The sequence below is a fragment of the Azospirillum sp. UENF 312511 genome, assembly GCF_058780635.1.
In genome coordinates, this window is sequence record NZ_JBSNCG010000001.1 from 1,428,837 (window position 1) to 1,453,653 (window position 24,817).

Genomic DNA, 24,817 nt, shown 5'->3' on the forward strand with positions numbered 1-24,817 from the left:
AACTGTCGTGTGCCGGGCCTCATCCGCGCAAGCCAGCCATGACCTGCGCGAACGGACCGCAGCCGAAGGTGGACCTAGTCGTTCATGTTGGCCCCACGGAAACCGGTGGCGACCACATAGGTTTCGGAGGATTCCGCGCGGCTGGCCGGCGGCTTGGCGTGGCGCACCGTGGCGAAATCGCGCTTCAGCCGCTCCAGCAGGGACTTCTCCGCCCCGCCCTGGAACAGCTTGGCGACGAACGCCCCGCCGGGGGCCAGCACCTCCTCCGCGAAGTCGTAGGCGGCCTCGGCCAGCGCCATGATGCGCAGATGGTCGGTGGACTGGTGCCCGATGGTCGGGGCGGCCATGTCGCTCAGCACCACGTCGGCGGGGCCGCCGAGCGCTTCCTTCAGCCGCTCGGCGGCACCCTCCTCCAGGAAGTCGGCCTGCATGGTGGTGGCGCCGGGCACAGGGTCCATGGGCAGGATGTCCAGCCCGACGACCTTCCAGCCCTCGCGCCCGGTCTGCACCTTGTCCACCGCCACCTGCGTCCAGCCGCCGGGGGCGGCGCCGAGGTCGACCACGCGCTTGCCCGGCCCCAGCAGATGGAACTTCTCGTCGAGCTGAAGCAGCTTGAAGGCGGCGCGGGAGCGGAAGCCGCGCTTCGTCGCCTCGTGCACGTAGGGGTCGTTCAGATGCCGCTCCAGCCAGCGGGCCGAGGAGGTGGTGCGCTTGGCCGCGGACTTCACGCGGACGGTGGCGCGGCGCCCACCCGGCGTCGAGGAGGACGGAGGCTTTCCAACCATGGTCTCACATTTCCTTAATAGATTTGCCGCGCCGACCCGATCAGCTCCACGAGGATGCCCTCGCGCAAGCCGCGGTCGGCGATGCGCAGGCGCTCCACCGGCCAACAGTCGCACAGCGCGTCCAGCACCGCGCATCCGGCGATCACCAGATCCGCGCGGTCCTGTCCGATGCAGGGATGCCGCGCCCGCCCGTCGAAGTCCAGCGCGACGAGACGTTCGATGACCACGCGGGCGTGGTCGATGCGCAGAAAGCTCCCATCCACCGCCCGCCGGTCGTAGCGGCAGAGGCCGAGATGCACCCCGGCCAGCGTCGTCACCGTGCCGGAGGTGCCGAGCATCTGCACCTGCCCGGCGAGCACCCGTTCCCGGATGCCATTGCGCGCCTCGAAGGAGGCGATGGCCGACGCCACCTCCTCCACCATGCGCCGGTACATGCCGCGATCGGCGTTCGCGCCGCCGAACTGCTCGGTCAGGCCGATGACGCCGCATTGGATGGAGGTCTGGTCGAGGATGCGCGGGGGCCGTCCCCGCTCGACCGCCAGCCACATCAGCTCGGTCGAGCCGCCGCCGATGTCGAACACCACGGCGTAGGGCACGCTGGGATCAAGCAGCGAAGCGCAGCCGGCGAGCGCGAGGCGCCCTTCCTCCTGGCTGGAGATGATCTCGATGGCGATGCCGGTCTCCCGCTCCACCGCGTCGATGAATTCGCTGCAGTTCCGGGCACGGCGACAGGCTTCGGTCGCCACGGCGCGCGCCGCGGTGACGCCGCGCCGCTCGATCTTGGACCCGCAGATCTTCAAGGCGGCAAGGGTGCGTTCCATCGCCGAATCGGACAACTGGTCGTTCCGCGTCAGCCCTTCGCCCAGCCGGACGATCCGCGAAAAAGCGTCGATGACACGGAAGCCCCCGGGAATCGGTCGGGCGATGAGGAGGCGGCAATTGTTGGTGCCAAGGTCGAGGGCCGCGAAGACCGGGCGCGCAGGGGCCGACGAACGCAACCGTCCGGTGTCGTTCTGCCGTTCACTGTGCACCTGAAGGTCCACGTCTCCTCCCCGCCATGCTTAAGGGAGTCATCTTAACCCGGTTTCACGTCCCAGCGAAAGCCCACGATTGGCATTGAATTGTGTCCGCACGCCCACACCGGTGGCTTGGACTCGAAAAAAGAGCTATACAAGCATCATCCGCTTTGCTAAAAGGGCGTCCCACGACGGGACGCGGCACAGCGCCGCCTCGGCGACGGTCTTGGGGGATCGTCTAGCGGTAGGACAGCGGACTCTGACTCCGCCAGCCTAGGTTCGAATCCTAGTCCCCCAACCAATTTCTCCAAACGGTCATTCGTTCGTTGCCGTACCAGCAGGTCGCGGGTCTTGTGCAGAATCAGGACCGCCTGCTGATCCACCTTTTTGAGGGCGAAGAAGCGCATGGTCGGCCGGGAGACCGCTTCGCAGATCGCATCGGCGGTCTCGCCCCCGCCCCGCTTCACGCAGGGCTTAACCTAGGCGGGTAGCATCAGCCTCACCGTATGCTCCAGAGGCCGCGGCTTCCTGCGCCCAGTGAGGCGCCGTACCACAAGGCTTCCATCCTGACCAAGCATGGCGGCGCGCCTTGGAAGAACTTCAGAACCTCGCCTCGGCGCAGTTGCCGACGGACCAGGACCTTTCCATCCGCAGCAGCCCCATGGACTTGGAAAACGTTCTTCGCCATGCCTGATCGATCGTTACCATCTTTCCCATGGACGCCCCCTCTGAGCTGGTTTCTTCGACGACCTCAGCTTGCCACCGATTCAAGAGGGCGGAAGGGCCGTCCACCACATCAGTTCACCCTGGAGGTGAGGCAGCCCGCTGCCTCCGCAGACGCTCTCCCAGAATCCGCTCAAGTAGGGAGCAGAACCGTGCCTTTGACTTTTCCAACCAGCTGTTTTACATCAGGCACCTCATTTGATACGGACAGAAGGGATCTCTAGTAACTGGCGACACACCTCCACCAAGGGAATCAAAAAATAATAAATCACAACCTAGAAACGATCAAAATCGACGGCAAAATTCCTTAGAGGAGCTACAGAACATCTATGGCATTTAGCTCTCTTGACTTTCTATACCTCTATATTCCTGCGGTCATGGCGGTATATTCTTTTACACCATCAGCGGCGCGCAACGCGTTCATTCTTATAGCAAGTTTGTCGTTTTACGCATTTTCTGAATGGCAATATACCTTTGTTTTATTAATCTATATAGCTGGAAATTGGACCTTTGGGGTAGCCATTCAGCGCACCCCGAAGCAATCGGCCATGCGGCGGCAGATTACAACATTTGCTGTATTGTCTAATCTAGCCGGCCTCATATTCTTCAAGTACACGGGATTTATTATCCATAATATTAATGACCTGCTTTTTTGGACTGATTGGGGGACGCTTGCCGACCCCCGAGTCCACCTTCCGATTGGCATTTCTTTCTTTGCTTTCCAGGGGATATCCTACGTCGTTGATGTCAGCCGATCTCAAGTTACTGCGGCAAAAAGCCTTGTGACGTTTGGAGCCTATAAAGCCTTTTTCCCGCAACTTATTGCTGGACCGATTGTACGGTACAAGGACGTCGCCGCTGACTTCAGTGCCTCCCGGATGCCACCCCAGGAGGAGATTGCGGCAGGAATCAGGCGCTTCGCTGTTGGGCTAGCGAAAAAGGTACTAATTGCAAACACTCTGGCGGTCCCAGCAGACGCCGTATTTTCTGCGCCGGTTGGATCGCTCTCTTTAGAAATGGTTTGGTACGGATCACTATGCTACGCACTCCAAATATACTTCGACTTCAGCGGCTACTCCGATATGGCCATTGGACTTGCTCAGATTTTTGGCATTCGTATCCCAGAGAATTTCCGCCACCCATACACGGCGGCAACAGTTAGAGAATTTTGGCAACGCTGGCATATCTCGTTGTCCACCTGGTTCCGTGACTACCTTTACATTCCACTAGGCGGATCGCGCCATGGACGGATCCGGACAACGCTTAATCTTTGGTGTGTTTTTCTCCTGTGTGGTTTTTGGCATGGGGCTGAGTGGACATTTATTGCATGGGGTGCTTGGCATGGGGCGTTTCTGGCTATTGAACACCTCTTTAGTGTGCGCGTCATGGCAAATGCTTGGCCGTTACAAATTGGAGGGAGGATATACACAATTCTTGTTGTTCTATTTGGTTGGGTGTTGTTCCGATCAACCGATCTCGGACAAGCTGGAGAACTGATTTCGGTTATGACCGGCTTCAGCATTCATGCTCGTGACGTGAATACTCCGTTGTGGTTGGATCTTGCTAATTGGCAGGTACTCACAGCGCTTACCGTGGGAGTGATCGCCTGTACCGATCTAGGGCATCGGGCAACTCATTATGTGAGCATCGGTGCACGCAATATCGCTGCAACAGTGGCGTTCGCGATGGCGACCATTGTTCTAGCAAGTTCCGCATTCAATCCCTTCATTTATTTCCGTTTCTGAGGCGCAAGAATGCTTAGCAACAGTGGTCTCATAAAATTTACTTGCGCCATGATGACGACCGGCCTGATTGGCACATTCGCCGTCATAGGAGGCTTTTTGCCAGAGCCAAGAATGATGCCAGCCGATAAGAATGCGTCGCGCTTCGCAAACAGCTTTTTTGCAAAAGATCAGCTTCTTACCACATATAGGTGGGTGAGATCTTATTTTTTCCACGTCTTTGCACCAACAACCATATTAGGAGAGGATGGGTGGATTTATTATCGAAGCGACGCAATCGGTGATGGAAGTACTATTTCTGATTTTATGGGATTCAACACTCCTTCTCAAGATTCATTGAATAAAATGAAACAACACCTTATAGACCGCCGCCAGCATTTAAGTGAGCAATCTATACGCTATTTGCCATTTGTGCCGCCGAACACAGTCACGATTTATCCCGAATACCTGCCAAAGGAAATACGAGAAGCATATGGCCGCACGCGTCTTGATGCTGTGATGGATGCGATGCAGGAAGAAATCCTAGATCTGCGGCCCGCACTCCTTCAGCGGAAAACCGTTGAGCGGGTATATGACAACAGCGATACCCATTGGAGCGATCTCGGCGCGTTTACTGCCTATGAGGTGGTGACCCAACGTCTAATAGATTGGTTTCCATCTATCCGACCCATTAAGAGGTCCGACCTTGTTGAACGACATGCACTGCGAAACAGGGAATTGCAATTTATGTTTGGCGCCCCGCAGCCAACCACATTTCTTGAAGCTCCAAAGCCATTCCCGTCGCGTTGCGCCGACACTGGCGAGCCAGTCTTGGCTCCCGGGTCAATTCGCGAGATAAAAGATGTCAACCCTCACCCTCGCAACTGGGTTTGGCTCGATAGCGAATGCCCATCCCGCCGCTTCATACAAGACAATCAAGCACTGCCTAAAGCAATTGTGTTCCATGACAGCTTCTTTATCATGCTTAACCCATATTTTTCCCAAAATTTCAGAGACGTTCTGTATGTTCTTGGTCCATTTGATCAAAGCTTGGTCCTTAAAGAGCGTCCTGATGTTGTTATTGATGAAGCGACCGAACGCTATCTTCATAGGCTTTTTAATTAAATAGCCACTCTACCCGGCGAGTGCTGGGCAGGGCGAGAGCCTGTTTGACAACCGAACACTTCGATAAACCGCCTCTGAGAGCGGGTTCATGCCGATGAGGGCCGCGCGGGTGTAAAAGCAGCATTCTTTGGGGGCTGAACTGTCGATTTCGGCTGAAAGGCGGAGGTATGCGGCGATTTTGACGCTATACAGGCGCAGTTCACCCCTCAAGCCCACTCAGGCGTCGGAATTTGTAGGCGAGGTTGGTGAGGCCGATCTTCACCGTCGCACGAACTAGGCCGATGGTGCGGATGAACAGCCCCATGCGCGCCGTCTGGTCGGCAAAGACATGCTCGACGGCCGAGCGCACCGCCGAGCGGGTATGGTTGGGGTGCTGGTGAGGCTCCGGCATCGGCCGATCATACCAATCGCAACTTATCCGGGAAGAATAACGGTGGCCGCCCGCCAAATCGGCCAGGGCGAAGAAGGTTGGCGGCAGCTCCGCTGTGACTTTGTGACCCTGGGGCCTGACACCCTGCATTTCATGTGAAGTTCATCACATGTTTTTCGGCTCGAATTCCGCGACGCTTCACACATAAGAGTGCAACGTGTCGCGCGGCGGGCAGCCATGTCATCGAAGAAGCTCAGGAACGTCTATGTCGCCGGAAAGCGCACCAGCCTGCGGCTGGAGGCCGCTTTCTGGGAAGGGCTGGAAGAGATCGCCCAGAGGGAAAGCGTCACATTGGGTGAGCTGTGCAACCGCCTCGCCGAGCGGGTGGAGGCCGTCGACGCCAGCAACCTGTCCAGCGCCGTACGGATCTACGTGCTGGAATACTTCATGGCGGCCACGCCAAAGCAGGAAGAGGCTCGCTACGGGCTGGCCATAGCGGCCGAGTGACGGAGCCGGCGGCGCAGGCGGGCAGGTCGTATCCTCCCCTGGGTGGGGTGGATCCTGGCCGCGGCCTCGCGGTTGCCGAAGGCTTCCGCCGCATGGACGGCCCCATGCCCTACTTGGGGTCCTCAACCGTGATGCGTCCGTCGATGACCGGATTGCCCGTTCCGTTGGCGCGGAGGAGCACCGCCTCGCCGGACGCCGGAAAGACGCCGGTCAAAGCGGTCACGACCACTTGGTGGGTGACCAGGACGACCGGCGCGCCATCGGCCGGCAACCCGGCCAGAAACCGGCGCAGCGACGCGATCTGAGTCTCCTGCTCCTCCCGCCGGTCGAAGAAGGAATTGAGCACCGGAAGCTCCTGCACCGGCCCGATCTCCAAAAGCCGGGCGGTCTCCAGGCAGCGGCACCACTGGCTCGAATAGACGGCGGCCGGCGGACTGTTCATTGTCCGCAACAGATCACCTGCCCGCTGCGCCTGTTCCCGACCGTTTGCGTCCAGATTGCGCTGAGTCGCGCAATCGCGGAGCCGGAAGTTTGGCGGGTCGCCGACTCCGGGCGCTTCGGCGTGCCTCATGAGGACGATCAATCCTTTCGGATCAACCGCAACCGAGGGCGCCGCCCGACTTGCCGAGACGGAGAAAACGATCAGGATGGCAGCGATTGCGACAGCCAGAGACCTGCGGCGGACAAGCTTCGGCATCGGACCACGGCGGTTGGTGACGGGACGACACCGATATTGATCACGCCGGTGGAAGTCCAAGCCCACCTTGGGGCGCGGGCCTCAGCACCCGACCAATTGCCCCACCCCATCCCCATCCACCCCCACCGTGACGGTCCGGTCGTGATGCGCCGACAAGCTCGCGCGGTGCCCGATGCTGACCACCGTCGTGCCGGGCAGACGTTCGGCCAGCAAGCCATACAGCCGCGCCTCCGTCGCCGAATCGCAGGCGGACGTCGCCTCGTCCAGGAACAGCCAGCCGGGCCGGTGCAGCAGAGCGCGGGCAAAGGCGACGCGCTGCTGCTCGCCGCCGGACAGGCGCTGCGCCCAGTGGTCCTCCTCGTCCAGACGCTCGGCGAAGGCGCTCATCCCCACGGCGTCCAGGGCGGCGCGCACCGCTTCGCCCTCGAACGCCTCCGGCGCCGCGGGATAGGTGACGGCGGCGCGCAGGCTGCCGATGGGCATATAGGGCTTCTGCGGCAGATGCATGGCGTCCGCCCCGACAGGCAAGCCGATGCGCCCGCGCCCGAACGGCCAGATGCCGGCCAGCGCGCGGAACAGCGTGCTCTTGCCTGAGCCGGACGGGCCGGTGACCAACACGCGCTCCCCCGGCTGAACCCTCAGGTCGACACGCAGAAGCGGCGCTCCGCCCTTCGGCAGGGCCAGTTCCACGCCCTCCACCCGCAAGGCGCCGTCCGGCCCGGCAGCGCGGCCGATCTGTGGGGAGGTCCGCGCCGCCTGCCGGACCTCCCCCACCACCTGCAGGAAACCGACGAGGCGGCTGGTCGTCCCACCAATTGTCCACCACGCGGGCGAAGCCGCTGGTGAAGCCGCGCCGCTCCTGCGCCTCGCCGCCCTGCAGGGCGACGCTCTCCGCGTTCTCGCGCAGGCGGACGAGCGCGAAGCGGAAGTCGGCCTCGTACTTCTGCTGGTCGAAGCTCAGCCGGGCGAGCGGGCGCCCGATCCGGTGGGTCAGCCACGTCCCCACCACCGCATAGGCCAGCGCCACCCACACCATGTAGCCGGGGATCGCCAGCTCCACGCCGAACAGGGCGACGCTCAACGTCCCGGACAGGCTCCACAGCATCGCCAGGAAGGACACCAGCGTGACGAGGTTCGTCAGGAGGCCCAGCGACAGGCTCAGCGTCAGCTGGACGAAGCCACGCAGATCCTCGGAGATGCGCTGGTCCGGGTTGTCGGCCGGGGTGCCGGCGAGCTGGAGCCGGTAATAGGTCTGCCCCTCCATCCAGTCGCCCAAGCAGCGGTCGGTCAGCCAGCGCCGCCAGCGGATCTGCAGCATCTGGTTCAGGTAAAGCCGGTACACGGCGAGCGCGATGTAGACCAGCGCCAACCCGCCGAACAGGAGGAGCTGATCGACGAAGGCGCCCTGATCCTTTTCCTGAAGCGCGTTGAAGATGGCGCCGTTGACCTCGGTCAGCTCGACCGTGATGAAGACCACGCCCAGATTCAGCGCGACGATGGCGGCCAGCAGCCCCCGCGCCACCCAGCGTTCCTCCGACGACCAATAGGGACGGGTCAGGGTCCAGACGTCCCGCAGGAAACGGGACAGCGCGGCGGCGCGTTTCGGCATGGCCTCGGCGGCATGGCGGGCTGGTCCGGCAAGGAGTGGAACCGTCCCTGCCGAATAGCACCGCGCCGCATGAAAAGCCTATGAATTCGCTGTCACCGTCCGGCCGGGGACACCCTACCGGTCGCCGCGCAGAACGTCGCGGCTGGCCAGCACGGCGCCGCCCATGATCAGCGCGCAGGCCGCCCAGACGGTCCAGCCCCCCGCCGCCTGCCCGAACAGGATCAGCAGCAGCGTGGAGGTCAGCGGGGTGGCGTAGGACAGCACGCCCAGCGCCCGGATGTCGCCGCGCTTCACCCCGTGGTCCCACACGAAGAAGGCCGCGCCGACCGGCCCGATCCCCATGGCGAGCACCGCCAGCCACTCGCCGCCGGACGGCGCCACGGTGGTTTCGAACAGCAGGTGCGACAGCCCGGCCAGCACCGCCGTGGCGAGGCAGAAGCCGCCGACCGCCTCGGTCGGGACGTCGCCGAAGCGGCGCGACAGCACCGAATAGGACGCCCAGAGCACCGCCGCCGCCATCGCCGACAGATAGCCCGGCGTGTCCCCGGCGTCGAGCGACAGGCCGCGCGCGCCGCCGGTCACGATCAGCACCGTCCCGGCCAGCCCGCACAGCGCGCCCAGCACATGGCCGCGCTTCAGCCGCTCCCCCGGCAGCAGGGCGGAGAACAGGACGATCAGCAGCGGCCAGAGATAGTTCAGCAGATTGACCTCGACCGCCGCACCGGGAGCGAGGCGGAAGGCCAGGAAATAGAAGAAATGGTAGCCGAACAGCCCGGCGACGCCGAGCAACCAGACCCGCCAGGGCTGGCGCAGCACGCCGATCACGTCCTTGCCCCGCGCGGCCCCCGCCACCGTCCCGACGATGAAGGCGACGCCGAAGGACATCGCCACGAGCTGGAACGGCGGAATGGTCCCCGACAGCGCCGTCAGCAGCGCCAGCGTGGACCACATCAGGATGGCCAGACCGCCGATGGCGGTGGCGCGGCGGACCGCGGCCGGGTCGGACGCCGCGGCGGACGGATGGTTCCGGGGCAGAAGGTTTTCGGTCGGGAGGCTATCGGTCGACATGGCGAACGCTTAGCGCAAAGAAGGACGGCAGGCAATTGGACTGTCCGACACCGAACCTGTGCGTGTATCCTGCCGTCCGGCGGGCCGCAGGCCGCCCCTCTGCCCGCATCGTCTCCTCTCCCTATTACGGCCCCCCTCTTGCCCACCGAAGCCCTTCTCGCCGTCCTGGCCGGCGCCCTCCTCCATGCCGGCTGGAACACCGCGCTGAAGGCCGGCGGCGGCAGCGCGTCCGACGCGGTCCTGGTGGTCGCCGGGTCCGCCTTCATCGCCCTGCTGATGCTTCCCGTCGTTCCGGCGCCGTCGCTCGCCAGCGCGCCCTACCTCGGCGTGACGGCGGTGCTGCACGTCGCCTATTTCCAGCTGCTCGCCGCCGCCTATCGCGAGGGGGCGATGAGCCACGCCTATCCCTTGATGCGCGGCACGCCGCCGCTGCTCGTGGCGCTGTGCAGCGGCGTGCTGCTGGGCGAGGGCCTGTCCGCCGGCGCCTGGGCGGGGACGGTGCTGGTTTGCGGCGGCATCCTCGGGTTGACCCTGCTGGGGCGGCGCTCGGGTCCGTCGGGATCGTGGCGGGGCACCGCCTGCGCGCTCGCCAACGCCCTGGTGATCGCCGCCTACACGCTGGTGGACGGCATCGGCGTGCGGCTGTCCGGTTCGGCGGCCGGCTACACGCTGTGGGGATTCCTGCTGTTGAGCGTGCCCATGGTGGGCGGGGCTCTGCTGCGCGACGCCCGGGGCTTCCTGAGCCACGCCCGCCGGCGCTGGATGGTCGCGCTGGCTGGCGGGGCGGCCAGCATCGCCTCCTACGGGCTCGCGCTCTGGGCGATGACCCTGGCGCCGATCGCCGTGGTGGCGGCGCTGCGCGAAACCTCGATCCTGTTCGCGATGGCGCTGGCCGCCCTGGTCCTTAGGGAGCGGATTGGCCCGGTGCGGCTGGCCTCCGGAGTGGTCATCGTGCTCGGCGCCGCGTCGCTGCGCCTTGCCTGACGGCCCTGCGCCCTACTGACGGATGGCGAGGAAGTTCTGGTACGCGAAGATTTCGTCGAACTCCGAATAGCCGGACAGCCGGTACAGCCCATCCTTGACGATCTTGCAAACGGCGAAGCCGTCCAGCCGACTCCAGAAATCGCGCAGGAAGGTCCGGGAATCGAGGTTGCAACCGCCGAACTCGAACTGGATGAAGTCGATGGCGCGCCGGCCCAACAGGCCGCGCGCCCCGTCCAGAACAGCGATCTCGTGGCCCTCCACGTCGATCTTGAGGAAATGGACGCGGTCGATGCCGGTCTCCGCGCAGAACCCGTCCAGAGTCGCCAGACGAACGGTCTCGCCGCTTCCGCCCTCCTGAAATTCCCGGATCGCGCGGTCGTGGAGGGACGCCAGGGTCGAACCGGGCCGGTCGCCGTGCAGGGTGGCCGAGCCCGTCCGGTCGGACAGGCCGAGGTTGACGGGGCGGCAACGGCCGGGGTAGCGCGCGGCCGTCTCCTGCAGCGCGCGGAACGCCGTCGGCGACGGCTCGAAGGACCAGACGGTTGCGGCGGGAAAGCGGTCGAGCGCCGCCGCCGTGTAGACACCGACGTTGGCGCCGACGTCGAAGATCACGGCTTCGGCATCGACGACGCCGCGCCGGTTCAGTTCGCCCTGGATGTAGCGGAGGACTCCGGCCTCGCCCGAGGTCTGGATGTCGGCGTCGTTGAGCAGACCCATCCCTTTCAAGGCCTGCCGGTGGATCGCGCGGAAGAAATCCTGCTGGCCGGCCTTTCCCTGATGCTCCGCGACGTAGTCGGCGAGGGCGCGGAACAGCTCTTCAGGGGTCATGGCGGCGTGGTCTCCGGCAGCGGCGGACCGGCAGTGTAGCCGCCGCCGCTCCGCCGCGCCTCAGAAAAGCCCGTTCAGCAGGGACCCGCGCCCGCTGTAGCCGCTGCTTCCCCCGGTGAGGATGCCCAGCGCCCCGGAACTGGTCGTCGTGCCACCGGTCAGCAGGGAGGTCAGACGCTGAAGCTGCGGCGTCTGCTGGAGCGGGTTGTCGCCCTTGGCCGGCTGCTTGGCGATGGTGTCGTAGTCCTTGCTGTAGTCGCCCATGCGGAGCTGGAGGCCGTAGTTCTTTTCCTCCTTGGCCGCCACGCCCTTGTCGCGGGAGACGCGCAGCGTGTAGTCGCCACGGTCGAGCGACAGGGTGCCCGCCTCGAACTTCTTGTAGGCGTCGTAGGTGGAGCCGGCCTCGCTGTTGCTGTCGGCAACGATCTTGCCCTGCTTGTCCATCAGCTGGACGCGCACGCCGGTGTCGCCGACGCGGCCGAGGGCGACCTCGCCGGGCGTCGCCAGATTGAATTTGTAGAAGTCTGCCGGATCGTTGGCGGCCAGCGTGCTCAGCACGTTGAGGCGGCTGGTGTCCTTGATCAGCGTGCCGACGTTGGTGGCGAAGGGCGCGGCGTTCAGGGCCGACTTGCGGACGGTCTGTTCGTACTCCTGGACGTTGCCGCTGGGCTTGGCGTCGGTCGCCTGCTTGGCCTGCTCCTGGACGCGCTTCATCGCCGCGTCGATGGACGTCTGGATGCTCTGCGCCAAGCCGCTGATGTCGCTCATTCCAACCATGGCACGCCCCTCCGACCGGCATTCTTCGCGTTTGTCGGGCAGCCCCTTGCAGGCGGCGGGCCAAAAGGCTTTCCATGATTTTCAAAGGGTTGAGCCGGGGCTCCCGCCGAAGGGGCCGGCAAGATCCGCACCCCGTCCGGCAGGAATTGCCGGGGTCACGCTTCCACCAGCGCGAATTTGTCGACGTCCACCAGCCCGCGGTCGGTGATCTTCAGATGGGGGATCACCGGCAGCGGCAGGAAGGCCAGTTGCAGGAAGGGCTCGGCCAGTGGGCACCCCATCTCCTTCACCGAGGCGCGCAGGCTGCGCAGATGGCGCTCCACCGTCTCGAAGGGCTCCAGGCTCATCAGCCCGGCCAGCGGCAGGGCCAGTTCGCCGACCACCTGACCGTTGCGCACGGCGACGAAGCCGCCCTGAAGCTCGATCAGGCGGTTGACGGCGATGGCCATATCGTCGTCCGACGCGCCGACCACGCAGATGTTGTGGCTGTCGTGCCCGACCGAAGAGGCCAGCGCGCCCTCGCGGAGGTGGAAGCCGCTGGCGAAGCCGCGCCCGACATTCTGGTTGGTGCCGTGGCGGGCGAAGACGCAGATCTTCAAAATGTCGCGGTCGGGATCGGCTACCAGCTTTCCATCCTTGGCCGGCACCTCCAGCCGCAGATGGGCGGTGATGATCTTGCCGGGCAGAACGCCGATCACCGACTGGACCGAGCCGCGGGCCGGCACCGCGAAATCCTCCGCCGTCACCGGATGGAGCTTGACCGAGCGCAGGCCCACCGGGCTGACCGCCGGGCGCCCGGCGAAGGTCTGCGGGGTCACCACCCGCCCGTTGCGGATCACCCGGTTGACCACGCAGTCCTCCAGATCGTCCAGCAGGACGAGGTCGGCGCGCTGCCCCGGCGCGATCAGGCCGCGGTCGAACAGGCCGAAGCCGCGCGCCGCCGACCATGTGGCGGCACGGTAGACATGGGCCAGCGGGGCGCCGAGCCGGATCGCGCTGCGGATCAGGTGATCCATATGCCCCTCCTCGGCGATGTCGAGGGGGTTGCGGTCGTCGGTGCAGAAGCCCAGGAAGGGCGAGGTTTCCGGCTGGATCACCGGGGCCAGCGCGTGCACGTCCTTCGACACCGACCCATCGCGGATCAGCACCTGCATGCCCTTGCGCAGCTTCTCCATCGCCTCGGGCGCGCTGGTCGTCTCATGGCAGTTGCGGATGCCGCAGGAGAGATAGGCGTTCAGCTCCCGCCCGCTGAGCAGCGGGGCGTGGCCGTCGATGTGGCGCCCGTCGAAGGCGGCCAGTTTGTCGAGAACCCCGTCCACCTTGTGGAAGACGCCGGGGAAGTTCATGAACTCGGCCAGCCCCAGCACCTTCGGGTGGTCTTTGTGGCGCAGCAGGTCCGCCGCCTCCAGCCGCGCGCCGGAGGTCTCCAACTCTGTCGCCGGCACGCAGGAGGAGAGCTGCACCCGCAGATCCATCGCCGTTCCCTCGGCGCAGTCCAGGAAGTAGCGCAGCCCCTTCTCCCCCAGCACGTTGCAGATCTCGTGCGGGTCGCAGATGGCCGTGGTGGTGCCGCGCGGCAGGACGCAGCGGTCGAACTCCATCGGCGTAACGCAGGTGGATTCGCAATGGACGTGGGTGTCGATGAAGCCCGGCACGACGGTCAAACCGGACCCGTCGATCTCCTCCACCCCGTCGTAGGACTCGTAGGTGCCGACGATCCGGTCGCCGCACAGGGCGATGTCGCCCGCGGCGGTCTCGCCGGTGACGACGTTGAGGAAACGGGTGTTCTTGATGACCAGATCGGCCTTCGTCTCGCCCAGGGCCTGGCCGATGCGCGTCTTCAGTTCGTCCCGGGTGACCGCCATCGCTCCGCCTCGTCCTGCCCGTTCCAAGTCTTCTTTAGGTAAATGGCCGGACGGCGCCCTTCAATCGGATATTCCATAACGTCGACTGCGCGGTCAGTCGCCCGGACGACCCGCCAGTTCGATCACCGGTGCGGTGCCACGGTAGTCCGGGTAGTTCCAGTAGGTGCGCGGCTCCAGCCGGTAAGCCGGCAGGCCGCCGCCCAACGTGTAGACCGGCCCGCTTCCGCCATAGCCGACGTCGTAGTTGCCCGCCTCGGGCGAACCATTGTCTCCGCAAGCCGTCAGCGCCAGAAGAAGAACGGCAATGAACGATTGCGTGAGCGTTCCGATGATGGCTGCGATGGGTTTCATGATCCACCCGCCCGCTCCGACGCGTTGCACCCTCATGAAAACAAACACGCCGTGACTTTGTCTATTCCTGAAAAAATTGGTTCGCCCCAAAAACAATATGCGTTTCGCCCAGTTCTGGCCAAAAGGCGGCGCGGCAACGTGTCATGGAACGATTTAACACTTCGGAAACCAATGGGTGCCTCATTATCGTCAGACGCAGAGGCGGCCCAAGACCGCCGCAATGGGGACGTCCAGCATGTTGAAAGCGCTTAAGAATCTAAAGATCGGACCGAAGGTCTATCTTCTCGTGGGGCTGCAGGCGGCGGTGGCCGCGGTGACCGGCCTGATGGGGCTGGCCGCCATGCAGGATCTGGCCGGCAAGTCCACGGCCATCGAACGGGCGTCGGACCGCCAAGTGCTGGGTGAGCAGCTCAACGGCCTCGTCCTGGCCGTCGTCATGGACTCGCGCGGCGTCTACATGGCCCGCGACCGGGCCGAGGTGGACAAGTTCGGCAAGCCCCTGCTGGACAGCCTGAACACCCTCGGCGAGCGGCTCGGCACCCTGAAGCGCCTCACCCCGGCGGAGGGGCAGGCCACGCTGGCCCCGGTGGCGACGAAGGCGGAGGAGTTCATCCGCTTCCGCACGGAGCTGGTGCGCATCGCCCGCGAGAAGGGGACGGCGGAAGCCCGCACCTACGGCGACAACGACGCCAACCGCGGCAACCGCCAAGCCCTCAACGCCGCGATCCAGACGCTCAGCGCCGACCAGGACGGCATGATCGACCGCCTGCATGACGAGTTGGAGTCGGCACGCCGGCATTGGACGACCCTGATGCTCGCCATCGGCGTCGGCGGCGTGCTGTTCGGCATCCTGCTGGCCGTGCTGGTCGCCCGCGACATGATCGCGCGCCCCATCGCCCGCATGACCGCCGCGATGAAGACCATCGCCGCCGGCAACACCGGGGCCGAGGTGCCCGGCACCGGCCAGGGCGACGAGGTCGGCGACATGGCGGAGGCCGTGCTGGTCTTCCGCGACGGGCTGCGCCGCGCCAACGATCTGGCCGAGCAGGAACGCCGAGAGATCGACATGCGCCGCCAGCGCCAGGAACGGCTGGAGGCCCTGACCCACGGCTTCACCCAGAAGATCGAGGGGCTGTGCCGCACCCTGAACGGGGAGGCCGACAGCATCCGCAGCAGCGCCGAATCGCTGACCCATTCCGCCGCCGACGCCTCGCGCCGCAGCTCGACCGTCGCCGCGGCGGCGGAGCAGGCCACCGGCAACGTCCAGACCGTGGCGGCGGCGACCGAGGAGCTGTCCACCTCCATCGGCTCGATCAGCCAGCGCCTCGGCGAGGCCGCCCGCATCGCCAGCGAGGCGGAGCGGGAGGCCCAGCGCACCAACAGCACCATCCAGGGCCTCGCCCAGGCGGCGGAGAAGATCGGCGCGGTGGTCAACCTCATCACCGAGATCGCCAGCCAAACCAACCTGCTGGCGCTCAACGCCACCATCGAGGCCGCCCGCGCCGGCGAGGCGGGCAAGGGCTTCGCCGTGGTGGCCCAGGAGGTGAAGAGCCTCGCCAACCAAACCGCCCGCGCCACCGAGGAGATCTCGGCCCAGATCGTCGCCATCCAGAACGAGACCCAGCAGGCGGTCGGCGCGATCAGCGGCATCGTCGGCACCATCGAGCGGATCAGCGACATCAGCACCAACGTTGCCGCCGCGGTGGAACAGCAGGGCTCCGCCACCCAGGAAATCGCCCGCAACGTGCAGGAGGCCGCGATCGGCACGCAGGAGGTCTCCTCGACCATCTCCGGCGTGTCGCAGTCGGCCGACCATACCGGCGAGGCCGCCGGAGGCCTGCTGAGCGCTGCCAAGGGCCTGTCGGTCCACGCGCGCACTCTGCAGAGCGACGTGGACGACTTCACCCGCCAGATGAAGGCGGTCTGATCCTCCCCCTCCTCCCCGGACTTTATGCCGGGGAGGAGGCTTTTCCCGACGCATCCTTTCCACTGATGCGCCCCGTACGTTCGAAGCTTACCCGCCAGATACCCCATTTGATGTAGATCAATGCCGCGCCCGCATCGAAACTGGTGCAATGCCGGCGAGCGTTTCGCGCCCAAATACCCCTACAATCGATAGGGATTACGCCGCGCCGTGGGTTTCCCGCCTCGGGTTCCCCAGGACGCGCCGTGGCGTGCTGCGCATCCGGCGTCCGGCAACCGGGCGGCCAGCGGATCAATGCGAAAGGGTCTTTGGGGGAAATCATGCCCGACGGACATGTGGATCTCGACGCCGAGCACATCGGCGATCTCGACGAGTATGAGGGTGCGCTGGCCGGCCTGTCCCGCCGGGAATTCCTGACCTACTGCACGGGCGTGGCCGCCACGCTGGGCCTGTCCCCCGCCTTCGGCGTGAAGATCGCCAACGCCGCCGTGGCCGCGCCGCGCCCGACGGTGATCTGGCTGTCGGGACAGGCCTGCACCGGCTGCACCGAATCGCTGCTGCGCACCCACCACCCGTCGCTCGAGACGCTGATCCTCGACACCATCTCGCTCGATTACAACGAGACGCTGATGACCGGCTCCGGCCACCAGGCCGAGAACTGGAAGCAGCAGGCGATGAAGGACAATTGGGGCAAGTACCTGATGGTCACCGACGGCTCCATCCCGACGAAGGACGGGGGCGTCTACTGCAAGGTCGCCGGCAAGACCTACAAGGACGCCGTGCTGGAATGCGCCAAGGGTGCGGCCGCGGTCATCTCCATGGGCTCCTGCTCCTCCTGGGGCGGCTGGCCGTCGACCGGCGTCAACCCGACGGGCGCCGTCGGCCTGAACGAGATCATCAAGGACAAGCCGGTCGTCTCCGTCCCCGGCTGCCCGCCGAACCCGTACAATTTCCTGTCGCTGGTCCTGCATTTCGTCGCCTTCGGCAAGCTGCCGGAGCTGGACGACAAGATGCGCCCGAAGTTCGCCTACGGCCGCCTGATCCATGAGAACTGCGAGCGCCGCCCGCATTTCGACGCCGGGCGCTTCGCGATGGAGTTCGGCGACTACGGTCACCGCCAGGGCTACTGTCTCTACAAGCTGGGCTGCAAGGGGCCGGAGACCTACGCGAACTGTCCGTCCGTCGGCTTCAACGACGTCGGCCAGGGCACATGGCCGGTGGGCACCGGCCATCCCTGCTTCGGCTGCACCGAGAAGGGCGTCGGCTTCACCAAGAGCATCCATGAGCTGGCCTCGCTGAAGTCGGTGGCGCCGCCCAACAGCTACCCGGCGGTCGCCGTGGACAAGGGCGAGGGCATGTCGGCCGGGGCCGCGGCGGTGGTCGCCGGCATCGCCGGCGCGGCGGTCGGCGCCGGCGCCGTCATCACCAGCCGGCTCGGCAAGCAGGACGCGAAGACCGAATCCTCCTCCACCGCCGCCGAGTGAGGTGACGCCATGTCGAAAAGCATGATGTCGAAAAACATGATGTTGAAAAGCAAGACATCGGTCTCACGGCGCGGCTTCCTGCGGAACGCGGTCAAGGGCAGCGCGGCCGCCGCCGCCGCGGCCTGCACCACCGTGGTCGCCGCCCCGCCGGAGGCCAACGCGCTGGTCCGCCCGCCCAAGCCGCTGCCTCCCGACGCGGTCGGCCTGCTCTACGACAGCACGCTGTGCATCGGCTGCAAGGCCTGCGTGACCGCCTGCAAGGAGGTCAACCACATGCCGCCCGACGTCGGCCCGGCCCAGCAGGGCTGGAACGCGGGGGGCGGCGACAAGCCGATCTACGACAGCCCGGTGGAGCTGTCGGCCAGGACGCTGAACGTCATCAAGGCCTACAGCCACGGCACCGGCGCCACCAAGGACGCGGCGGAGAACGGCTTCGCCTTCATCAAGCGGCAGTGCCTGCACTGCGCCGATCCGTCCTGCGTGTCGGTCTGCCCGGTGTCGGCGATGACCAAGGACGCCAAGACCGGCATCGTCAACCACGACCCGAGCGCCTGCATCGGCTGCCGCTACTGCGTGCTGTCCTGCCCGTTCGGCGTGCCGAAGTACGACTACAACGACGCCTTCGGCGAGATCAAAAAGTGCCAGCTCTGCAAGCAGCAGCTCGCCAAGAACGAGCTTCCGGGCTGCGCCGACGTCTGCCCCACCGGGGCGACCCTGTTCGGCCGCACGGAGGACCTCAAGGCGGAGGCCAAGCGCCGCACCGCGCTGAAGGTGGGCGAATACGCGCACTTCCCGCGCGGCGACATCGCCGGCAAGGTCGGCGGCCCGCGCGACGGCCATGAGAAGCTCGTCGAGGCGGCCTACCAGACGCACATCTACGGCGAGAAGGAGCTGGGCGGCACCCAGTGCCTCGCGGTGTCCGCCGTGCCGTTCGACAAGCTGAACCTGCCCACCAACGTGCCGGAGAACGGCTATCCGACCCTGTCGGAAGGCATCCAGCACACGCTCTACGCGGGCATGATCGCCCCCGCCACGGTGTTCGCCGGTCTCGCCTATCTGGCGCACCGCAACACCAAGAACCACACCGACGAGTGAGGGGGCCACGCCATGTCTTCGCACGCTCATGAACATCAGCCACTCGGCGGCCGGGTCCTCACCCTTCCCTTCCTGATCTGCGCCGCGCTGGTCGCCGTCGCCGGCGTCATCCTGTTCCAGCGCTACACGCAGGGGCTGGCCGCCGCGTCCAACCTGAACGACGGCTATCCCTGGGGCATCTGGGTGGCCATCGACGTGGTGATCGGCTCGGCCTTCGGCTGCGCCGGCTATGTCATCGCGCTGCTCTGCTACATCCTGAACCGCGGCGAGTATCACCCGCTGGTCCGTCCGGCGGTGCTGGCCAGCCTGTTCGGCTACGGCCTCGCCGGTCTGGCGGTGCTGGTCGACCTCGGCCGCTACTGGAACTTCTACCACATGATGCTGCCGTGGTACGCGCAGCCCAACTCCGTGATGCTGGAGGTCGGCCTGTGCGTGGCGACCTACACGCTGGTGCTGGTGGTGGAGTTCGCCCCGGCCTTTCTGGAGCGCTTCGGCATCGAGGGGCTGCGCGCCAAGCTGAACCGGGTGCTGTGGGTTTTCATCGCGCTGGGCGTGCTGCTGCCGACGATGCACCAGTCGTCGCTCGGCACCATGATGGTCATCGTCGGGCACAAGCTGTCGCCGCTGTGGCAGTCGCAGATGCTGCCGGTCTTCTTCCTGCTGACCGCCATCCTGATGGGCTTCGCCATCGTGGTCTGGGAATCGGTCATGGCCTCGCTGAACTTCCGCCGTCCGATGGAAACGCCGGTGCTGTCGAAGCTGGCGGGTCTGATGCTGGTCGTCGCCTCGCTGTTCGTCGTGCTGCGCTTCGTCGACCTGATCGTGCGTGGTCAGATCGGCCAGATCTTCGGCGGACCGCAGTCCGGCTGGTTCGTGGTGGAAATGGTCCTGATGATCTCCGGCCTCGCGCTGCTGATCCCCAAGGCCAACCGCAACCGGTCGCGGGCACTGTTCCTGTCGGCCTCGCTCCTGCTGGCGGCGGGCATCCTCTATCGCCTGAACGTCTATCTCATCGGCTTCACGCCGGCGGTCGGTCCTTGGCACTACTTCCCCTCGGTCAAGGAAATCATGGTCACCGTCGGCGTCTTCGCGCTGGAGATCGCGCTGTATCTCCTCTTCGTGAAGAAGCTGCCCGTCATGCACGCCGTCCATCCCGAGCACGGCTGAGTTTAGGAGAGTTTCATTATGGCTCAGCGAGTTGTTGTAGATCCGGTCACCCGCATCGAGGGTCACCTGCGGGTCGATTGTGAAGTGGACGGCGGCAAGGTCACCAACGCCTGGGCGTCGGGCCAGATGTGGCGCGGCATCGAGCTGATCCTCCAGGGCAAGGACCCGCGCGACGCCTGGGTCTTCGCCCAGCGCATCTGCGGCGTCTGCACCACGGTGCACGCCATCACCTCCGTCCGCGCGGTGGAGAACGCGCTGAAGCTGGAGGTGCCGCTCAACGCCCAGTACATCCGCAACATGATCCAGGGCGCCCACAACGTCCACGATCACATCGTCCATTTCTATCACCTGTCCGCGCTCGACTTCGTGGACATCGTCTCGGCGCTGAAGGCCGACCCGGCGGCGACCGCCAAGCTCGCCCAGTCGATCTCCGGCTGGTCGAAGAACAGCACGCAGGAATTCGCCACCGCGCAGAAGAAGCTGCAGGCCTTCATCAATTCCGGCCAGCTCGGCATCTTCGGCTCGGGCTACTGGGGCCATCCGGCGATGAAGCTGACGCCGGAAGCCAACCTGATGGCGGCGTCCCACTACCTCCAGGCGCTCGACTACCAGCGGCGCATGAACAAGGTGGTGGCGATCCTCGGCTCCAAGACCCCGCACATCCAGAACATGGCGGTCGGCGGCGTCACCAACCCGATCAACATGGACAGCCAGTCCACCCTGACCCTCGAAAAGCTGATGTACATCAAGCAGCTGATCGACGAGGTTGGCGACTTCATCACCCAGGTCTACATCCCCGACGTGGCGGCCATCGGGGCCTTCTACGCCGACTGGACGCAGTATGGCCGCGGCGTGGTGAACTACCTGTCCATCCCGGACATGCCGCTGGACACCAAGGGCACCACCTTCGCCCTGCCCGCCGGCTACATCGATGGCGGCGACCTCACCAAGTTCACCCCGATCAAGGACTTCCACGACCCCTACTTCGAGAAGGGCGTGAAGGAGAGCGTAAAGCATTCCTGGTACCAGGGCGGCAAGGGTCCCCTGCACCCCTATGACGGCGAGACGATCCCGAACTTCACCGACTGGCAGGACGACGGCAAGTACAGCTGGATCAAGTCGCCGACCTTCTACGACAAGCGCGCCCAGGTCGGCCCGCTGGCCAACGTGCTGGGCATGTACGCCTCGGGCCACCAGCGCACGCAGTTCTGGGTCAACGCGGTGCTCGACGCGGTGTCAGGCCATCTCGGCAGCAAGGTGGGCGTCGACGCGCTGCACTCCACCATCGGCCGCCACGCCGCCCGCGCGGTGCGCTGCGTGGTCCTGCACGAGGAGTTGCAGAATCAGTGGACGCTGCTGATGGAGAACATCGCGAAGGGCGACACCAAGACCTTCAACAAGCCGGTGTTCCCGAAGGGCGAGATCCGCGGATTCGGCTTCCACGAGGCGCCGCGCGGCATGCTCTCGCACTGGGTCGTGATCGAAAACGGCAAGATCAAGAACTACCAGGCGGTCGTGCCGACCACCTGGAACGCCGGCCCGCGCGACGAGGACGGGAACATCTCGGCCTACGAGGCGGCCCTGATCGACAACCCGGTAGCGGTCGCCGACCAGCCGCTGGAGATCATCCGCACCCTGCACAGCTTCGACCCGTGCCTGGCCTGCGCCGTGCACCTGACCGACACGGAAACGAAGTCGCACTATCAGGTGAAGGTCGTCTGACCCAAGCCTTCTGACCGGCCGAAAGCCCCTCTTCCCCACGGAGGAGGGGCTTTTCGCGTCCCCCACGCCGGTCGATTGATCCAGTTCACGGCGCCCGGCGCCGGACCCGTTTCATCCTGCTGTTTCAAAATCCCTTCTGTTTCAAAATCGTCGAACGGAGCGCGTGTCCATGTCCATCCTCGTCCTCGGCCTCGGCAACATCCTCCTGATGGACGAAGGGGTGGGCGTGCGCGCCATGGAGGCGTTCGACGCCGCCTGGAGCGTGCCCGATCACGTCAGCGTGGTGGACGGCGGCACCTGCGGCATGGACATGCTGGACCTGATCGCCAGTCACAAGCACCTGATCGCCGTGGACGCGGTGAAGACGGGCGCGCCGCCGGCCAGCCTGACCGTGCTGCGCGGCGACGAGGTTCCGGCCTATTTCAAGGGCAAGCTGTCGCCTCACCAGCTCGGCCTCAGCGACCTGCTGGCCTCGCTGCGCCTTCAGGACGAGGCGCCGGAGAGCGTGACGGTGGTTGGCTGCGTGCCTATGGCGCTGGGCACCGGCCTGATGATGTCGCCGGAGATCGAGGCGGTGATCCCGCGCATGGTGACGATGATCGTGGAAGAACTGGCCCGCCTCGGCGTGACCGCCACACCCCGAAACTGAGCGTGGCGGTCACGATCCACCCTCAACGGTCGGCGCGGATCGGCCCGAACTCCACCGGGACCCAGGCGTAGCCCTTGCCTTCGGTGCGGACATGGCCGATGCCAGGGAAGGGCAGATGGGCGCCGGCCACCCACAGCTTCTGCGCCGCGGCGTCGGCGAAGAGCTTCTTGCGGGACGCGACGGCCTGCTCCTTGTCGGTGTCGAACTCGATGACGACCTCCGGGCGGGCGAACTGCACGGAGTGGCTGTGCACGACGTCGCCCCACATCAGGATGCTGCGCTCCCCCGACGTGAACAGGTAACCGCTGTGCCCCGGCGTGTGGCCATAGGCCGCCACCGACTCAACGCCCGGCACGAGGCTGTCGCCGGGCTGGTAGGGCTTCAGCTTGCCGGCCGCCGCGTAGGGCGCCACCGCCGCGCGGGCCATGGAGAAGAAAGGCTGGCTGTCCGCCGGGGCCTTGGCCGCCACCTCCTCGCTCAGCCAGAAATCGGCGTCGGCCTTGGCGACATGGACCGTGGCGTTGGGAAACAGCATGGCGCCGTCCGGACGCAGCAGGCCATTGGCGTGGTCCGGGTGCAGGTGGGTCAGCAGCACCGTGTCGACCTGTTCCGGGTTGTAGCCGGCGGCGCGGATGTTGTCGGCGATGAAGCCCAGCGCCGGACCGAAGGCCTTGGCCGTCCCGGTGTCCACCAGGACGAGGTTCGTGCCGGTGTGCACCAGATAGGCGTTCACCGCCGTCTGGACACTCGGCGTGTCGGCCAGGAACATGCGGGCGAGCAGGCCCTGGATGTCGTCGGCGCTGGCGCCGCTGAGGATCTTGCGGTCGAGGTCGATAAAGCCGTCATAGAGCGCGGTGACCTCGAAGTCTCCGATGGCCATGCGGTAGAAGCCCGGCGCCTGGGTCCGCTGCTGTCCCGGAACCTCCGCCAACGCCGGCGCCGCGGGGGCCAGGACGGCACCGGCAGGAAAAGCGATGGCCAAGGCGAGCAGGGCGTTGCGCAGGGAGGCGAAAGTCGGCGGTGTCATCGGCGTGGTTCCCCTTCAGGACGGTCGGCACCCAGCATGGCCGTCCTGAACGCGCCGGGGAAGCGTCCCGGGAGGAACGCGCCAATCGATTGGAATAATTCTGAAATTTCGCGATTGGCACACACGCGCAAGCGGCTCGGCGGGGTGTCCCGCCGAGCCATGGCGCCGAATCGGGCCGCTCAGCGGTCGCTGCGGATCGGGCCGAACTCCACGGGAACCCAGGCATAGCCGTCCCCTTCGGTGCGGACATGGCCGATGCCAGGGAAGGGCAGATGGGCGCCACCCACCCACAGCTTCTGCGCCGCCGCCTCGGCCAGCAATCGTCGGCGCGAGGCGATGGTCTCGTCCTTGTCGACGTCGAACTCGATGACGACCTCCGGACGGGCGAACTGAAGGGCGTGGCTGTGCACGGTGTCGCCCCACAGCAGGATGCTCTGCTCCTTCGAGCGGAACAGGTAGCCGCTGTGTCCCGGCGTGTGGCCATAGGCCGCCACCGACTCCACGCCGGGCAGGAGGCTGTCGCCGGGCTGGTAGGGCTTCAGCTTGCCCGCCGCCGCGTAGGGCGCCACCGCGGCGCGGGCCATGGCGAAGAAGGGCTTGAGCGGCGCCGGGGCCTTGGCCACCGCCTCCCCGCCCAGCCAGAAATCGAACTCGGCCTTGGCGACCCGGACCTCGGCGTTGGGGAACAGGATGGAGCCGTCCGGGCGCAGCAGGCCGTTGGCGTGGTCCGGATGCAGATGAGTCATCAGGACGGTATCGATCTGCTCCGGGCTGTAGCCGGCGGCGCGGATGTTGTCGGCGATGAAGCCGAGAAGTCGGCCCCAGCGACTTGGCCGCCCCAGCGTCCACCAGGACCAGATTCGTGCCGGTGTGCACCAGATAGGCGTTCACCGCCGTCTGGATTTCGGGCCGCTCCGCCAGGAACATGCGGTCGAGCAGGCCGATGATGTCCTCGGATTTGGCGCCGACGAAATACTTGCGGTCGCGGTCGATGAAGCCGTCGAACAGCGCGGTGATCTCGAAATCGCCGATGGCCATGCGGTAGAAGCCCGGCGCCTGGGTCCGCTGCTGGCCCGGCACCTCCGCCAGCGCCGGCGCCGCGGGGGCCAGGACGGCGGGAGCGGCAGCGGCCAGGGCAAGCAAGGCTTTGCGCAGGCTGGTGAAGGTCGGCGGCATCATCGGCAACACACAACTCCTGATTGGGCGATGGCTGGTAATGGCAACCAAATATACGGGCCGCAGCCTGGGGAGGACATCAGAAAAACAAACGCATTTTTGTAAAGTTTTCGTGAAAACCCACAAAAAAGCCCGGCGAACCGTTTC

At 65.5% G+C, this 24,817-nt stretch carries 23 protein-coding genes, 1 tRNA gene and 2 pseudogenes; 12 read left to right on the forward strand and 14 right to left on the reverse strand.

Annotated elements, in window-relative coordinates; translation table 11 throughout:
- Window positions 1-74: 74 nt before the first annotated feature.
- The gene (locus tag ACWPN7_RS06670) at window positions 75-785 is read right to left on the reverse strand and encodes an RlmE family RNA methyltransferase (protein WP_094306430.1); all 711 of its coding nucleotides are present in this window, start codon (window positions 783-785) and stop codon (window positions 75-77) included.
- Between the two features lie 14 nt (window positions 786-799).
- Entirely contained in the window at window positions 800-1,828 is a 1,029-nt protein-coding gene (locus ACWPN7_RS06675) for a Ppx/GppA phosphatase family protein (protein WP_103041078.1), read from the reverse strand.
- Between the two features lie 200 nt (window positions 1,829-2,028).
- Here ACWPN7_RS06675 and ACWPN7_RS06680 point away from each other — a divergent pair.
- Window positions 2,029-2,102 (forward strand) — tRNA-Gln (locus ACWPN7_RS06680).
- A 19-nt stretch (window positions 2,103-2,121) separates the two neighbouring features.
- On the opposite strand, the pseudogene ACWPN7_RS06685 reads toward ACWPN7_RS06680, so the two are convergent.
- Window positions 2,122-2,489: pseudogene (locus tag ACWPN7_RS06685) on the reverse strand (transposase); the annotation flags it as partial.
- Between the two features lie 364 nt (window positions 2,490-2,853).
- Between ACWPN7_RS06685 and ACWPN7_RS06690 the strand changes: the two are divergent.
- Both ACWPN7_RS06690 and ACWPN7_RS06695 read left to right on the forward strand, forming a co-directional pair.
- Window positions 2,854-4,269 (forward strand): MBOAT family O-acyltransferase, encoded by a 1,416-nt coding sequence (locus ACWPN7_RS06690; protein WP_459197194.1) that lies wholly within the window; start codon window positions 2,854-2,856, stop codon window positions 4,267-4,269.
- Between the two features lie 48 nt (window positions 4,270-4,317).
- Window positions 4,318-5,370 (forward strand): alginate O-acetyltransferase AlgX-related protein, encoded by a 1,053-nt coding sequence (locus ACWPN7_RS06695; RefSeq protein WP_349620611.1) that lies wholly within the window; start codon window positions 4,318-4,320, stop codon window positions 5,368-5,370.
- Window positions 5,371-5,569: 199 nt separating this feature from the next.
- On the opposite strand, the gene ACWPN7_RS06700 is transcribed toward ACWPN7_RS06695, so the two are convergent.
- On the reverse strand, window positions 5,570-5,890 hold the full coding sequence (locus ACWPN7_RS06700; protein WP_492273216.1) for a hypothetical protein: 321 nt from the start codon (window positions 5,888-5,890) through the stop codon (window positions 5,570-5,572).
- A gap of 87 nt (window positions 5,891-5,977) precedes the next feature.
- On the opposite strand from ACWPN7_RS06700, the gene ACWPN7_RS06705 reads away from it, so the two are divergent.
- Entirely contained in the window at window positions 5,978-6,247 is a 270-nt protein-coding gene (locus tag ACWPN7_RS06705) for a ribbon-helix-helix domain-containing protein (protein WP_051658332.1), read from the forward strand.
- 109 nt (window positions 6,248-6,356) lie between these two features.
- Here ACWPN7_RS06705 and ACWPN7_RS06710 read toward each other — a convergent pair whose 3' ends face one another.
- From ACWPN7_RS06710 to yddG, 4 genes and pseudogenes are all read right to left on the reverse strand, one after another.
- The gene (locus tag ACWPN7_RS06710; RefSeq protein ID WP_459197193.1) at window positions 6,357-6,944 is read right to left on the reverse strand and encodes a histidine phosphatase family protein; all 588 of its coding nucleotides are present in this window, start codon (window positions 6,942-6,944) and stop codon (window positions 6,357-6,359) included.
- Between the two features lie 81 nt (window positions 6,945-7,025).
- Window positions 7,026-7,721, reverse strand: coding sequence for an ATP-binding cassette domain-containing protein (locus ACWPN7_RS06715; protein ID WP_459197192.1), 696 nt, complete (start codon window positions 7,719-7,721; stop codon window positions 7,026-7,028).
- A 91-nt stretch (window positions 7,722-7,812) separates the two neighbouring features.
- Window positions 7,813-8,553 (reverse strand): annotated as a pseudogene (locus ACWPN7_RS06720) (SbmA/BacA-like family transporter); the annotation flags it as partial.
- 114 nt (window positions 8,554-8,667) lie between these two features.
- Entirely contained in the window at window positions 8,668-9,621 is a 954-nt protein-coding gene (gene yddG, locus ACWPN7_RS06725) for an aromatic amino acid exporter YddG (protein WP_144243605.1), read from the reverse strand.
- Window positions 9,622-9,759: 138 nt separating this feature from the next.
- On the opposite strand from yddG, the gene ACWPN7_RS06730 reads away from it, so the two are divergent.
- Window positions 9,760-10,605 carry an EamA family transporter gene (locus ACWPN7_RS06730; protein ID WP_459197191.1) on the forward strand — a complete coding sequence of 282 codons (846 nt, stop codon included), beginning with the start codon at window positions 9,760-9,762 and terminating at the stop codon, window positions 10,603-10,605.
- Between the two features lie 12 nt (window positions 10,606-10,617).
- Here the strand turns inward: ACWPN7_RS06730 and ACWPN7_RS06735 are convergent, their stop codons facing one another.
- The 4 genes from ACWPN7_RS06735 to ACWPN7_RS06750 form a co-directional block, all read right to left on the reverse strand.
- Entirely contained in the window at window positions 10,618-11,433 is an 816-nt protein-coding gene (locus ACWPN7_RS06735) for an FkbM family methyltransferase (protein WP_451993303.1), read from the reverse strand.
- Between the two features lie 60 nt (window positions 11,434-11,493).
- The gene (locus tag ACWPN7_RS06740; RefSeq protein ID WP_456511368.1) at window positions 11,494-12,201 is read right to left on the reverse strand and encodes a hypothetical protein; all 708 of its coding nucleotides are present in this window, start codon (window positions 12,199-12,201) and stop codon (window positions 11,494-11,496) included.
- Window positions 12,202-12,365: 164 nt separating this feature from the next.
- Window positions 12,366-14,075: an adenine deaminase gene (ade, locus tag ACWPN7_RS06745; protein WP_459197190.1), complete on the reverse strand. Its 1,710-nt coding sequence runs from the start codon at window positions 14,073-14,075 to the stop codon at window positions 12,366-12,368.
- 93 nt (window positions 14,076-14,168) lie between these two features.
- Window positions 14,169-14,426 (reverse strand): hypothetical protein, encoded by a 258-nt coding sequence (locus ACWPN7_RS06750; RefSeq protein WP_103039621.1) that lies wholly within the window; start codon window positions 14,424-14,426, stop codon window positions 14,169-14,171.
- Window positions 14,427-14,661: 235 nt separating this feature from the next.
- On the opposite strand from ACWPN7_RS06750, the gene ACWPN7_RS06755 reads away from it, so the two are divergent.
- The 6 genes from ACWPN7_RS06755 to ACWPN7_RS06780 all read left to right on the forward strand — a co-directional run bounded on the left by ACWPN7_RS06755 (window position 14,662) and on the right by ACWPN7_RS06780 (window position 22,467).
- Window positions 14,662-16,353, forward strand: coding sequence for a methyl-accepting chemotaxis protein (locus ACWPN7_RS06755; RefSeq protein WP_459197189.1), 1,692 nt, complete (start codon window positions 14,662-14,664; stop codon window positions 16,351-16,353).
- Between the two features lie 317 nt (window positions 16,354-16,670).
- Window positions 16,671-17,834, forward strand: a complete 1,164-nt coding sequence (locus ACWPN7_RS06760; protein ID WP_198129071.1) for a hydrogenase small subunit — start codon at window positions 16,671-16,673, stop codon at window positions 17,832-17,834.
- Window positions 17,835-17,870: 36 nt separating this feature from the next.
- Window positions 17,871-18,929 carry a hydrogenase 2 operon protein HybA gene (gene hybA, locus ACWPN7_RS06765; protein WP_247894673.1) on the forward strand — a complete coding sequence of 353 codons (1,059 nt, stop codon included), beginning with the start codon at window positions 17,871-17,873 and terminating at the stop codon, window positions 18,927-18,929.
- Between the two features lie 12 nt (window positions 18,930-18,941).
- A complete protein-coding gene (hybB, locus tag ACWPN7_RS06770) occupies window positions 18,942-20,096 on the forward strand; it encodes a Ni/Fe-hydrogenase cytochrome b subunit (RefSeq protein ID WP_201044506.1) in 1,155 nt (384 codons plus the stop codon).
- Between the two features lie 18 nt (window positions 20,097-20,114).
- Complete coding sequence (locus ACWPN7_RS06775; protein WP_349620605.1) at window positions 20,115-21,818, forward strand: nickel-dependent hydrogenase large subunit; 1,704 nt, start codon at window positions 20,115-20,117, stop codon at window positions 21,816-21,818.
- Window positions 21,819-21,987: 169 nt separating this feature from the next.
- Window positions 21,988-22,467, forward strand: a complete 480-nt coding sequence (locus ACWPN7_RS06780; RefSeq protein ID WP_137105400.1) for a HyaD/HybD family hydrogenase maturation endopeptidase — start codon at window positions 21,988-21,990, stop codon at window positions 22,465-22,467.
- 22 nt (window positions 22,468-22,489) lie between these two features.
- Here ACWPN7_RS06780 and ACWPN7_RS06785 read toward each other — a convergent pair whose 3' ends face one another.
- Both ACWPN7_RS06785 and ACWPN7_RS06790 read right to left on the reverse strand, forming a co-directional pair.
- Window positions 22,490-23,494, reverse strand: coding sequence for an MBL fold metallo-hydrolase (locus tag ACWPN7_RS06785; protein WP_451993293.1), 1,005 nt, complete (start codon window positions 23,492-23,494; stop codon window positions 22,490-22,492).
- Window positions 23,495-23,673: 179 nt separating this feature from the next.
- Window positions 23,674-24,375, reverse strand: a complete 702-nt coding sequence (locus tag ACWPN7_RS06790) for an MBL fold metallo-hydrolase (RefSeq protein WP_492273245.1) — start codon at window positions 24,373-24,375, stop codon at window positions 23,674-23,676.
- On the opposite strand from ACWPN7_RS06790, the gene ACWPN7_RS06795 reads away from it, so the two are divergent.
- Window positions 24,296-24,775, forward strand: a complete 480-nt coding sequence (locus ACWPN7_RS06795; RefSeq protein ID WP_492273217.1) for a hypothetical protein — start codon at window positions 24,296-24,298, stop codon at window positions 24,773-24,775. The genes ACWPN7_RS06790 and ACWPN7_RS06795 overlap by 80 nt on opposite strands.
- The last annotated feature ends 42 nt before the right edge of the window (window positions 24,776-24,817 follow it).

What these genes read in the sequence shown, in the direction of transcription:
- ACWPN7_RS06750 (WP_103039621.1), bottom strand. Translation starts at nt 14,426, where the DNA reads ATGAAACCCATCGCAGCCATCATCGGAACGCTCACGCAATCGTTCATT.
- ACWPN7_RS06690 (WP_459197194.1), top strand. Translation starts at nt 2,854, where the DNA reads ATGGCATTTAGCTCTCTTGACTTTCTATACCTCTATATTCCTGCGGTC.
- ACWPN7_RS06695 (WP_349620611.1), top strand. Translation starts at nt 4,318, where the DNA reads ATGATGACGACCGGCCTGATTGGCACATTCGCCGTCATAGGAGGCTTT.
- ade (WP_459197190.1), bottom strand. Translation starts at nt 14,075, where the DNA reads ATGGCGGTCACCCGGGACGAACTGAAGACGCGCATCGGCCAGGCCCTG.
- hybB (WP_201044506.1), top strand. Translation starts at nt 18,942, where the DNA reads ATGTCTTCGCACGCTCATGAACATCAGCCACTCGGCGGCCGGGTCCTC.
- ACWPN7_RS06775 (WP_349620605.1), top strand. Translation starts at nt 20,115, where the DNA reads ATGGCTCAGCGAGTTGTTGTAGATCCGGTCACCCGCATCGAGGGTCAC.
- ACWPN7_RS06760 (WP_198129071.1), top strand. Translation starts at nt 16,671, where the DNA reads ATGCCCGACGGACATGTGGATCTCGACGCCGAGCACATCGGCGATCTC.
- ACWPN7_RS06780 (WP_137105400.1), top strand. Translation starts at nt 21,988, where the DNA reads ATGTCCATCCTCGTCCTCGGCCTCGGCAACATCCTCCTGATGGACGAA.
- ACWPN7_RS06705 (WP_051658332.1), top strand. Translation starts at nt 5,978, where the DNA reads ATGTCATCGAAGAAGCTCAGGAACGTCTATGTCGCCGGAAAGCGCACC.
- ACWPN7_RS06755 (WP_459197189.1), top strand. Translation starts at nt 14,662, where the DNA reads ATGTTGAAAGCGCTTAAGAATCTAAAGATCGGACCGAAGGTCTATCTT.
- ACWPN7_RS06785 (WP_451993293.1), bottom strand. Translation starts at nt 23,494, where the DNA reads ATGACACCGCCGACTTTCGCCTCCCTGCGCAACGCCCTGCTCGCCTTG.
- ACWPN7_RS06735 (WP_451993303.1), bottom strand. Translation starts at nt 11,433, where the DNA reads ATGACCCCTGAAGAGCTGTTCCGCGCCCTCGCCGACTACGTCGCGGAG.
- ACWPN7_RS06700 (WP_492273216.1), bottom strand. Translation starts at nt 5,890, where the DNA reads ATGCAGGGTGTCAGGCCCCAGGGTCACAAAGTCACAGCGGAGCTGCCG.
- yddG (WP_144243605.1), bottom strand. Translation starts at nt 9,621, where the DNA reads ATGTCGACCGATAGCCTCCCGACCGAAAACCTTCTGCCCCGGAACCAT.
- ACWPN7_RS06740 (WP_456511368.1), bottom strand. Translation starts at nt 12,201, where the DNA reads ATGAGCGACATCAGCGGCTTGGCGCAGAGCATCCAGACGTCCATCGAC.
- ACWPN7_RS06795 (WP_492273217.1), top strand. Translation starts at nt 24,296, where the DNA reads ATGAAGCCGAGAAGTCGGCCCCAGCGACTTGGCCGCCCCAGCGTCCAC.
- hybA (WP_247894673.1), top strand. Translation starts at nt 17,871, where the DNA reads ATGATGTTGAAAAGCAAGACATCGGTCTCACGGCGCGGCTTCCTGCGG.
- ACWPN7_RS06670 (WP_094306430.1), bottom strand. Translation starts at nt 785, where the DNA reads ATGGTTGGAAAGCCTCCGTCCTCCTCGACGCCGGGTGGGCGCCGCGCC.
- ACWPN7_RS06710 (WP_459197193.1), bottom strand. Translation starts at nt 6,944, where the DNA reads ATGCCGAAGCTTGTCCGCCGCAGGTCTCTGGCTGTCGCAATCGCTGCC.